General features: G+C 58.9%; 11 protein-coding genes. 9 read left to right on the forward strand and 2 right to left on the reverse strand.

The genetic code is table 11. The annotated features are described in order from the left end of the window. Positions 1-103: 103 nt before the first annotated feature. From ACID345_RS03935 to ACID345_RS03965, 7 genes are all read left to right on the forward strand, one after another. Positions 104-817: a DUF1326 domain-containing protein gene (locus ACID345_RS03935; RefSeq protein WP_011521572.1), complete on the forward strand. Its 714-nt coding sequence runs from the start codon at positions 104-106 to the stop codon at positions 815-817. A gap of 130 nt (positions 818-947) precedes the next feature. Beyond that, positions 948-1,571 (forward strand): hypothetical protein, encoded by a 624-nt coding sequence (locus ACID345_RS03940; RefSeq protein WP_011521573.1) that lies wholly within the window; start codon positions 948-950, stop codon positions 1,569-1,571. A gap of 351 nt (positions 1,572-1,922) precedes the next feature. After that, a complete protein-coding gene (locus ACID345_RS25090; protein ID WP_011521574.1) occupies positions 1,923-2,594 on the forward strand; it encodes a glycine cleavage system protein H in 672 nt (223 codons plus the stop codon). A gap of 151 nt (positions 2,595-2,745) precedes the next feature. Beyond that, positions 2,746-4,404, forward strand: coding sequence for a hypothetical protein (locus ACID345_RS03950; RefSeq protein WP_011521575.1), 1,659 nt, complete (start codon positions 2,746-2,748; stop codon positions 4,402-4,404). Then, complete coding sequence (locus ACID345_RS03955) at positions 4,401-4,721, forward strand: EthD family reductase (RefSeq protein ID WP_011521576.1); 321 nt, start codon at positions 4,401-4,403, stop codon at positions 4,719-4,721. Before ACID345_RS03950 ends, ACID345_RS03955 begins: the two co-directional genes overlap by 4 nt. 52 nt (positions 4,722-4,773) lie before the next feature. Then, positions 4,774-7,008, forward strand: coding sequence for a serine/threonine-protein kinase (locus ACID345_RS03960; RefSeq protein WP_148210009.1), 2,235 nt, complete (start codon positions 4,774-4,776; stop codon positions 7,006-7,008). Then, the gene (locus ACID345_RS03965; RefSeq protein ID WP_011521578.1) at positions 7,005-7,865 is read left to right on the forward strand and encodes a VWA domain-containing protein; all 861 of its coding nucleotides are present in this window, start codon (positions 7,005-7,007) and stop codon (positions 7,863-7,865) included. The genes ACID345_RS03960 and ACID345_RS03965 overlap by 4 nt, the downstream gene beginning before the upstream one ends. A gap of 143 nt (positions 7,866-8,008) precedes the next feature. Here ACID345_RS03965 and ACID345_RS03970 read toward each other — a convergent pair whose 3' ends face one another. Continuing rightward, on the reverse strand, positions 8,009-8,410 hold the full coding sequence (locus ACID345_RS03970; protein WP_011521579.1) for a hypothetical protein: 402 nt from the start codon (positions 8,408-8,410) through the stop codon (positions 8,009-8,011). 146 nt (positions 8,411-8,556) lie between these two features. On the opposite strand from ACID345_RS03970, the gene ACID345_RS03975 reads away from it, so the two are divergent. Then, positions 8,557-9,486 (forward strand): c-type cytochrome, encoded by a 930-nt coding sequence (locus ACID345_RS03975; protein ID WP_011521580.1) that lies wholly within the window; start codon positions 8,557-8,559, stop codon positions 9,484-9,486. Next, positions 9,483-9,980 (forward strand): DUF2165 family protein, encoded by a 498-nt coding sequence (locus ACID345_RS03980; RefSeq protein ID WP_011521581.1) that lies wholly within the window; start codon positions 9,483-9,485, stop codon positions 9,978-9,980. Before ACID345_RS03975 ends, ACID345_RS03980 begins: the two co-directional genes overlap by 4 nt. A gap of 352 nt (positions 9,981-10,332) precedes the next feature. Here the strand turns inward: ACID345_RS03980 and ACID345_RS03985 are convergent, their stop codons facing one another. Then, entirely contained in the window at positions 10,333-11,127 is a 795-nt protein-coding gene (locus ACID345_RS03985) for a CPBP family intramembrane glutamic endopeptidase (RefSeq protein ID WP_083763662.1), read from the reverse strand. Between the last annotated feature and the right edge of the window lie 8 nt (positions 11,128-11,135).

Here is an 11,135-nt window from a genome sequence, read left to right on the forward strand (position 1 = left end):
CGTGCAGTGTAACGCACCAGGTTGGGGCGCGAATGTTGCCCGGGGTAAGTAGCCGGTACGAGTAGAACAATTTCGATAGAATAGAGCCCAACGGGGTGAGGATATGAGGGTTCAGTCCCTATTCGTTGCGCTTCTCTCTTTTTCCACGATTTCATTTGCCCAGCAGATCCGCGGCGACTACATGGAGTCGCGCTCGGCCGACGTGTACGTGGCGCAGTGTTTCGCCAATGGCGAGACCGGTCTCAACGGCAAGCAGGCGCTGCTCGCGTGGCGCATCGATTCCGGCGCATGGAATGGCGTTAAGCTCGACGGGCTGCACGTAGCCGGCGCCGTCCGCGCAAACGCCACGCTCGGCGATCCGTACGACAATCCGTATCCGGCGAAGGTCGTGATGCTGGTAGATGATCGCGCCACCGCCGAACAGCGCCAAGCACTGATTGCCTTCGCCCAGCACGAGGCAGGGCAGCTCTTCGAAAATGTCGTCGAGGTGAAGCGCGTGCCAATGGAGTTGGAGATCCCAGACGCCGCGATCGCCCATGCCCACGTCCATGGCAGCGGCGTCGGCGCACATGCGATGTTCCGCGCCGGAACCCTGGCGCGCATCGAGACCCGCTCGCTCAACGATAACGACCACATCTGCGGTAATGAGACGACATATTATCCGCCGCTGACCACGGTCGAAACGGCGACGCCCGCCGTAGCGCTAAGCGATGTGTATCAAGGCGACGGCCTGAATGAAGATTGGGCGAACCACGGACGGCGCAGCGCGTATCTGGCCCACTTCACGGTGGATGGCAGCACGATGGCGAGGAAATGAGATTTCTGCGACCCTAGGGGTCCCTTCGACTTCGAACGCGGAATTTTTTCCGCGTTCTCCGCTCAGGATGACAAGAGATTGTGAGCCGCGCACTTGTCTCCGCGCGGCTTTTGGTTTTATGGTCAAATCCATGTACCGAATACTTTTCGCAATTCTCTTACTTACAAGTCTCTGCGTCGCTCAGAAGCTCGAACCCACCGGCAAGCCCGACGTTCCGGATGCTATCAAAGCCGCACTTCAGGACAAAGGACAGCGCATCCTCGACAAAGACGGCACGCCCCTGGTCTCGCTCTGGCTGGCAAAATCGGTCAAGACCACTAAGAAAGAAGTAGAAGGCGCCAACTACCCGTCGCTCGACTCTTCTTCTTTCATCGGCGCAATCACCTTCGAGCAGGATGGCAAAGACTTCCGTGGCCAGACGATCCCCAAGGGAACCTACACCCTCCGCTACGGACTTCTCCCCAACGACGGCAATCATATGGGCGTCGCCCCGAACCGCGACTTCCTCCTTCTCCTCTCGCTGATCACAGATTCCGACCCGAGTGCCACGTTCACCGACAAGCAGTTGATGAGAGCATCCGCGAAGGTCGCAGGTGGCGCCCATCCGACGGTGCTGAGTTTGGTCGCGGACGAAGGCAAGCCGGGAACGGTTACCGTCAACGATCAGGGCTTCGTCGTTTTCCATGCCGCACTCACGACGACCGACGGAGAATTACCCCTCGCGCTGATCGTGAAGGGCGTCGCGCAACAATAATTTCGGCACATTCCTCTGCAGCGCTGTGAATTACCTCGCCAGCGCTGCATATTTCTGCAACAGCGACAGAAAATCGCAACACCCGACCTCTTCCGCACCCTACCCGCTCAAATTCAGTGACTTACGCCGCACTGCTGCATTCTTACGCGGTAAACGACGTTGCAAATCACATCGTTTTCGACTGTTGCACATTTCCGCAACTATGCTGTTCGATTTTCATCATATCCCCGCAAACCAGCATGAACACTGACCATCCGCAACTTGCGCGAAAGCGCCCTGACTTTGGCATGGGGAATGCATTAAGCAATGGCGTAAGAAGTCATCATACGGAGCCCAAGGCGGAGGTGCTTTATGACAGTCATTCTCGTACTCTTCACGTTCGTTGCATTCCTCACCATCGATTACTTCATGAGCCGTGGCAAGCAGCCAGTCATTGCGTTACAGCCGGCAGTTACCAAGCATGTAGTTCGTCCGCTGGAGCCCAGCCTCGTCGGCGGCTTCAAGGTTCCTGAGTCCCTTCGCTATCACCCCGGACACACCTGGGCGCTGAGCGAGAGCCCGAACCTGGTACGGGTTGGCATCGACGATTTCGCCGGAAAGATCAACGGCACGGTGGACAAGATCAACCTCCCGCAGCGCGGCCAGTGGGTCCGGCAGGGACAGAAGATTTGGTCGATCGAAAAGGACGGCAAGAAGGTCGACATGGTTTCCCCGATCGAAGGCAGCGTGGCCGAGATCAACGATGCAGTGCTGGCTAACCCCGGGCTGGCGTCGAAAGATCCTTACGGCGAAGGCTGGATGATCACGGTTCAGTCGCCCGACGCGAAGACCAACTTCCGCAACCTGCTAGGCGGCGCCTTGGCCCGCTGGTGGATGGAAGAAGCAGCCGGCCGCTTGCAGCGCCGCATGCCGATGATGGCCGGTGCGATGGCCCAGGATGGCGGCGAGGCCGTGGACAACATTACCGAACACCTCCCGAACGAAGATTGGGAGAAAGTAGCGAAGGAGTTCTTCCTCTCCTAGCAGATCGAGAGAGCAGCCACAGAGCATCACCTCCTGATCGGCTCTCCGCCCGAAGCCCCGCGCAAGCGGGGCTTCTAAATTTTGCCGATTCAATTCAAACTCGCAGCCGAAGCTCGTGATAACCTTCCGCCACTTTGCTGGGAGGTGGCGCGTGATAGTCCCGAGATTCCTGCGAATTTGTTGCGCGGCCCTGCTGCTAGTTGTGTGCGCAAGTGTTGCGAGCGCGCAGCACGACGAGCATGCCGCGAGCGCCAAGCCAACCACCCTGATGGAAGGCTTCGGCAACATCCATCACAAAATTGCGACCGGCAATCCTGAAGCGCAGAAGTATTTCGACCAGGGACTGGCGCTTGCGTTCGGCTTCAACCATGAAGAGGCAGAGCGCGCATTCCGCAGAGCGGCTGAGTTAGATCCGAAGGCCGCGATGCCCTGGTGGGGCGTGGCCTACGTCGTCGGTCCGAACTACAACATGGACGTGGATCCCGAGCACGAGCGCGTGGCGTTCGAGGCGATCCAGAAGGCCGTAGCGCTTTCCGCGAATTCGCCGCAGGTCGAGAAGGACTACGTCAATGCGTTGGCGAAGCGCTATTCCGACGCGAAGAATCCCGACTATCAGAAACTCGCGAGCGACTATCACGACGCCATGGGAGCGCTCGCCAAGAAGTATCCCGACGACCTCGACGCGGCGACGATCTACGCCGAGAGCGGGATGAACCTGCACCCCTGGAAGCTCTGGAAGAAGGATGGCACGCCGCAGCCGGGGACGGAGGAGATCGTCGCGACGCTGGAATCGGTGATCGCGCGCGATCCGAATAACATTGGGGCCTGCCATTTCTATATTCATGCGGTGGAGGCATCGGCGCATCCCGAGCGCGGCGAGACCTGCGCGAAGAAGCTGGCGGGGTTGGCGCCGGCGTCGGGTCACTTGGTGCACATGCCCGCGCACATCTACATTCGCGTCGGCGAGCATGAGGCCTCCGAAGAAACCAACGTAGCCGCAGCGAGGGCCGACGAGGCCTACATCCAGCGAACCGGCGCGCAGGGCGTCTATCCGGCGATGTACTACACCCACAACCTGCACTTCATCGCGATTGAGAACGCGACCCTGGGCCGCTACTCTGCGGCGATGGAGGCGGCGCGCAAAGTCAGCGCGAACGTCGAGCCGATAGTGAAAGACATGCCGATGGCGGACTTCTTTGCGCCCTTGCCGACGATGGTGATGGTGCGCTTCCGCCGCTGGGACGACGTCCTACAGGTGAAACAGCCAAATTCGTATCAGCCCGACAGCACGGGCGATTATCACTTCGCGCGCGGTCTGGCGCTGGCGCACAAGGGCAAGATCGCCGAATCGAAAGTTGAGTTAGCGGCCCTGAACAAAGTCGCTGCAGAGATGGCGAAAATCCCGACAACTCCTGCCGGCCCCGAAAACGCCGCCAAGATCCCGCAGATCATGGCGCACGTGGTGGAGGCGGAGATTGCGCTCGCACAACAAAAGAGTGATGCGGCGATCGAGCATCTGAAGGCCGCCGTACAGCTCGAGGATTCGATGGATTACAACGAGCCGCCGGACTGGTTTCTGCCCGTCCGCGAAACGCTCGGCGGGACGCTCTTACGCAGCGGCCAGCCGGTGGCCGCTGAAATGGTGTTTCGGAAGGACCTGGAAATAAACCGGCGTAATCCGCGCTCCATGTACGGCCTGACCGAGGCACTGAAGGCGCAGAACCGGATGCAGGACGCGCTGGCGCTGCAGGCGCAATTTGACGAGGCCTGGAAGGGCGCCGATACCAAGTTGACGATTGAGGAGCTATGAACGAGCCCGCGGTGAAGCTTACAGTTTTGTACCCGAACACGCCGGGATCTTCTATGGATTGGGAGTATTATCTCGGCCCGCACATTGACTTGGCGCGTCGATTACTGACGCCCTTCGGATTGCAGCGGATTGAGATCGAGCGCGGGTTGGGGCCGGGTGCGGCTCCGCCGTTTCACGCAATCGCTCGGCTGTATTTCCTGTCGGCGGCGGCGCTGCAAGATGCGCTGGCGCAAACTGCGGCTGCGCTTTCTGAAGACGTGCGCAAGTATTATCGGGGGGAGAGCGTGATCCAGATTAGTGAGGTGGTGCCGGTGTAGGGCGCATTCTGGATTGCGCCGATTTAGCGCTGCTTGTACCATCCAAGCACTTATGGCTGCTTCGTCTCTGGGGTTGGTAGGCCGAACCATTTCACATTATGTAGTTGCCGAGCGGTTGGGTGGCGGCGGTATGGGCGTGGTCTACAAGGCCACCGACTCGCGCCTGGGCCGCAGTGTCGCGCTCAAGTTTCTTCCCGACGATATCTCGCACGATCCGCAGGCAATCGAACGATTTCGCCGTGAGGCACGTGCTGCGTCTGCGCTGAATCATCCCAACATCTGCACCATTTACGACATCGGCGAGTACGAGGGACGTCCGTTCATCGCGATGGAGCTGCTGGAAGGCCAGACGCTGAAGCATCGTATCGGTACGCGACCGATGGACATCACCGAGATCCTCGATGCGGGCATCCAGATCGCGAACGGCCTCGACGCGGCGCACACCAAGAGCATCGTTCATCGCGATATTAAGCCGGCCAATATCTTCCTGGTAGAACCGGGCGAAGCGAAAATTCTCGACTTCGGATTGGCGAAGGTCACGCTGAAAAATGCGGTATCCGCTGCCGAGACAATGGCAACCATGCCCGCGCCCGTGGTCAGCGAAGATCAGCTGACCAGCCCTGGAAGTTCGCTCGGCACGGTGGCGTATATGTCGCCGGAGCAGGCCCGCGGCGAAGAACTGGATGCGCGCTCGGATCTGTTTTCACTCGGAGTCGTGCTCTACGAGATGGCGACCGGACAGTTGCCATTCGCGGCAGCAACGGCGGCGCTCATGTTCGACGGAATTCTGCACAGCGAACCGAAGTCGGCAAGCGAAGTGAACCATCGCATTCCGCTGGCGTTCGACACGCTGCTGAACAAGGCGATGGAGAAGGACCGCGATTTGCGCTGCCAGTCGGCGGCGGAACTGCGCGCGGATTTGAAACGCCTGAAGCGCGACATCGAATCGAGCAAGAGAAGTGCGGCAGGTGGCAGTTCGACGTCGGTCGCGTCGGCGCCCGCTCAGTCGAAGCAGAAGTCGGTGGCCGTGTTGTATTTCGCCAACCAGAGCGGCGCGAAGGAAGACGAGTATTTTCGCGATGGCATCACCGAAGACATCGTGACCGAGCTGTCGAAGATTGCGCAGCTTGAGATTTTCCCGCGCTCCGAAGTTCTGGCATTTCGCGATCAGCCGGTGACCGCTCAGCAAGTCGGGCAGAAACTTGGCGCCGGTTATGTGCTTGAGGGTTCGATCCGGCGCGCCGGCAACCGGGTGCGGATCACCGTGCAACTGGTGGAGGTCTCCACGCGACACTCCGCATGGGCGGAGCGCTACGACCGCCAGTTGGAGGACGTGTTCGCCATCCAGGAAGAAATCGCGCGCAGCATTGCGCAGGCGTTGCGCATTACGCTGACGCCCCAGGAAGAGAAGACGATCGCGAAGAAGCCGACGGAGAATCCGCAGGCTTACGACTTCTATCTGCGTGGCCGGAGTTACACGCGGCGCGAGAAATTCGATTACGCGCTGCAGATGTTCGAGCATGTCATCCAGCTCGATCCGAATTTCGCGCTGGCGCACGCCGGCATCGGGCAGATTTGTGGACTGATGTTCGAGTTGCGCGAGCAGAACCAGAAGTGGATTGACCGCGGACTGGCGGCTTGTGATCGTGCCACCGCATTGGCTCCCGATCTGCCGGATGTTCTGGTGGCGCGAGCGCGCGTGAGTTACGCGCAGAAGAAATATGAAGAGGCGGCACTACTCGCACAGCGGGCCGTCGAGCGCAAGCCAGACGCAGAAGGTTCGTGGGACATCATGGGCCGTGCGTATTTCGCGTCAGGACAGTTCGAAGCAGCCGCGGCCATTTCCAAAAAGGCGATCGAGTTTAACGGCGACGATTACAACACCTACCTGCCGTTCATCAACACCATGCATCGCTTGGGCCGCGAAGACGAAGCGGAAGAACTTCGCGTGGGGATCATCAACGTGCTGCGGCAGCAGCTGGAGCGCGTGCCGGAAGACGTGCGAGCGCGCATCTTGTTGGCCGCCACCCTGGCGGAACGGCGCGGCGATGAGGACGAGGCGATGTCGCACCTGCGCACGGCAATTGCGCTCAGTCCGGGCGATGCGAATACGCTGTACAACGCCGCGTGTACTTACGGAATTCTCGGGAATAAGCAAGAAGCGCTGGACGCGCTGAAGAAGGCCTTCACATCTGGATATGGGAATTTGGCGTGGGCGGCGAAAGATCCGGACCTCGATTGTCTGCATGATCTGGAAGAGTTCCGCAAGATCGTAGGGCTTGAATGAGATTTCTGCGCATGCTCGCGGTGGCCGTTGTACTGCTCGCTGGATATGCGGTAGCGCAGCAAACAGCGCCAACGGATCATCGCGCCGACGTACCGTTCTTTGCCGTGGACAGTCATAACGATCTCATTCGCCATCTGACCGCCGCCGAATTCACCTTCTGGGATGGTAAGACCGAACTGACCTCAGGTGTTACGGTGCAGAGCGGGAGCGAGTTGCCGCTTCGCCTCGGCGTGCTCGTGGATACGAGCACGAAGGCACACGGCGATGCGTATGCCGCGGCACTGCATGCCATCAGCAATTTCGTGCAAGGCGCAATGCTGGAGCAGAATGTGCGCGTGTTCTTTGTGCCCTTCGCGAACAAAACGGATATGTCGGCGTTCATGAGCAAAGACGACCTGGCCCACTATCAGTTGAAGATCAGCAAGGGCGACGGAGCGGCGCTTTACGACGCGATTGTCGGCGCATGCAAGGAGCGCATGGCCGTGGAGGAAACCCATCCGGCGCGTCGCGTGCTGGTCGTCATCAGCAACGGTGAAGACAACCAGAGCCGCTTTACGTATCAGCAGGCGATCGCCGCCGCGCAAAGCGCCGGCGTGGTGATTTTTACCGTGAACACCGGCTCAGGTGGTTCCGGCGATCACGGCGAGGTGCGCTTAAGAGAGTTCTCGGACCAGACGGGCGGAATCATCTTTCCGGGTTCGAACCCGGGCACCATCTCAAGGCCGTTTGAAGCGATCTCCGACCAGATCCATTCCATGTACGTTGCGAGCTACGCGCCCGCCGATCCGGCGAACGCACATTTGACGGTGAAAGCGAAATCCGAGAAGACAGTGAAGGTCCGGCAGGCGCGTCGTTAGCCGAAATTGTGGAAGTGGTAGATCCCCTTATCGCAAGTAATCGGGTGGTGCCGAAATAGGGAGTGGTAAGGGCTGTTCGCAAAAGTAATCTTGGAATCACTTGGCGTCACAGATCAGTTGTGAAGCATTGCCTGTATAGCAGGCTAGGACGTGCGACCCCAAGCCTGCGCCTCGATCTTCCAGACGCCATCGCGGTTCGCGAACGTGTACGCAAGGGTACCGGTCCGAACAATGGCCTGGCCCTTGATCGTGATCGTGAGAGTCCCCGATATGACTGCATATGCAGACGAGCCCTCGACATTCCAGAAGCCCATCTCGTAGGACAGGTGCTCGTTGGTGACACCAAGGCCCTCACGCCATTTCTCTACGTCAGCGAGCCAATTGGCCGGAGCATTTGGATTCAACCAGCGATAGGGCGCAATGCCGTCGATGATGATTGCAGTATCCCCGAAAACGCGCAGGAAAAGATTGTCGTCTTGGGTGTTGAAGCCGTTGATGTGCGCGTCGATTAAAGTCTGGATTTCAGCCGGTGGATTGCTGGTCACGATAAGCCTCTGGTGCACACTAGGTCAGGAATGAAGGACGTGCAACTGCAGCAACTAACAGGCCGAACAATGCGCCAGGTCGGCCCTCTGCTAGCGACCACGCAAACTTGCCTTTGCCTGGCACTGGGCGTGCGCTAGCATGTGCCATGCGAAAAGTGTTGGCCGGCGCGCTGCTTGTATGCGGCATGTTTTCTTCGGTAGCGGACGGGAACCAACAGGTGACCGCGACGCCCGGCAGCAAAGACAATCCAAAGGACAACGGTGCGCCTCGCGTAGCTCTCCACGAGAATCGCGGATCGGAATTGGATTTGGCGGTCGCGGGGGATTTGCCCGGGGTGCCGCGTGGCTCGATTCGATACGTCTCACGCGAAGAATTGTTGAAACTACCGCAAGTCACTTACCTGGTTTCGGACGACGCAAATTTCAAGAGCGCCGTGGAAATTAGCGGAGTGTTGTTGGAAGAACTGAGCAGCGCATTAGGCACGTCTCCTGCGTCTACCTTTCTGGTTGCGGTATGTGCGGACCAGTACCACGGCAATTTTCCGAGCGAGTACGTTCGCGAACATCATCCGGTGCTGGTCCTCAGAATCAACGGGCAGCCGCCGAAGGGCTGGCCGAAGAACGCGGAAGCGGCTGGTGCGTTTATGGGGCCCTATCTTATTTCGCACGCGAAATTCACGCCCAGCTTCAGGGTTTTTGCCCACCAGGACGAGGCGCAGATTCCGTGGGGAGTCGAGCGCCTGGAATTTCGCGATGAACGAAAAACACTTGCAGCGATCGCCCCGCGCGGCCTGCACGCCGGCGATGCCAACGTGCAGGCCGGCTACCGAATCGCGCAGCAGAACTGTTTTCGATGCCACAACATGGGAGAGGACGGCGGAAGACAGTCCGGACAGCCGTGGCTTGTGCTGGCAGCTTGGGCAGCGGCTAGTCCGGAACATTTCGCTTCTTACGTGAGGAATCCGCAGGCGAACAACCCGAATTCCCAAATGGCCGCGAGTCCAAAATATGACGATGTGACGATGAAAGCACTCACCGACTATTTTTCGACATTCATTGCTGCGGGGAAGCCATGATCTTTCGGCTTGCTAAAACCTTGTTGGTGGCGGCGGTCGCGGGGTTCTACACCATTGTGGTGTTGAATAATACGACCGACTACGATTCGAACTACCAGTTTGTGCGGCACGTGATGATGATGGATTCGACGTTTCCATCGAACCACGCGATGTGGCGGGCAATGAATGCTCCGGGACTGCATACTGCTTTTTATATTTCGATCATTCTGTGGGAGAGCGTTACCACGCTGCTCTGCTGGTGGGGAGCGATCCAATTGGCACGGTCTTTGCGAGCAACAGCGGCGGGGTTTCAGGCTGCCAAGAAGTGGGCAATCGCCGGCTTGTCGCTAAGCCTTCTGATGTGGCTGGTGGCGTTCTTAAGCGTTGGCGGCGAATGGTTTTTGATGTGGCAATCGAAAGCGTGGAATGGGCAGGAAGAGGCCTTTCGGATGTTCACGGTGGTGGGGATTGTGCTGCTGTTGCTGGTGCAACAGGAAACCGAAAGCCAACTTTAATATGTTTGTCTAACTGAACAGCTTCGCACACATGTCGCGCTCCCTCAGCAGCGCCAATCGTCGTAGAAGACGCATTAACGCACTATCCTGTCACATAGCTATTGGTAAATCGCCCTTACGACCAGTAATCAGGCTGCGCCCAAATAGGTAGTGGCAATGTAGGGTCCGCGGCGATTGCCGGGACGGTTTTCTGATCGACGAATATAAGCTCGGACAAGACCACTGGACCGAAGGCTACGCCACCGTCTAGCAGCCGAGACTGAAGCGCATTTTTGCAGAACGCTTCTTCACTGACGATCCGCTCGATTCGTTGTGATAAGCCCGGTTCTCGCCAGTTATCACCTCACTATGCTTAGCCGAAGTTCTGGAAGTGCCCGGTCTGCACCCAAACTGCAGTGACGATGGTCGCGTTATACGTAACGTGCATCACCCACGAGGCCGCGACGGATTTCAGCTGCGCGCGCACCCAGGTCAAAACCAGTCCCACGATAAACAGTGGCAGCAGCGCTGCCCACGAGAAGGCAAGCTGCGCGCCGTGCAGTGCCGCAAATGCGGTTGCGGTAATCACGATCGCCCAGAGTTCGCCGAGACCCTCGCGAACCGACGGGAACATCAAGCCGCGGAAGTAGACTTCTTCAAACAGCGGCGCGAACAGGACGCCGAAGACCGATGTCACATACGCTCGCATGGGACTCTTGAAGAGCTGGTCCATCGGCAGGCTCTTCGGCATGGGCAAATACATTTCCGTCAGTTGCACTACGGTCGCGAGGAGCAGGCCTCCGATCAGGCCCATCACCACGGTGCCGAGCCGCGAGTTCCATTCGATCGCCACCAGCGCCGCTTCGCCCGAGCGCTGGCGTAGCACGCGTGCAATATAGAACAGCAGAATCACGTATGCTGCCGATTGTGCGGTGAGCCCAACGAACGGCGAGCGAGCGACCTCCATAGTTCGCGCGTGCTGCCATGTAGGAAGCATGCTGGCGCACATGGTGGCGACGACCCAGCAGACGATCATCGCGATGAAGAAGATGACCGCGATGCCGATTACGTCGAAGCCCGTCCACGCGGGGAACGGCGGGAAGAAACGGATGGTCTCCCGCGGCGGCGCGGCGTTGGTGTTCGGCAGTGGATGGTCGGCGGAAGACACTCTGCGAA

The sequence above is a fragment of the Candidatus Koribacter versatilis Ellin345 genome (assembly GCF_000014005.1).
GTDB lineage: Bacteria > Acidobacteriota > Terriglobia > Terriglobales > Acidobacteriaceae > Korobacter > Korobacter versatilis_A.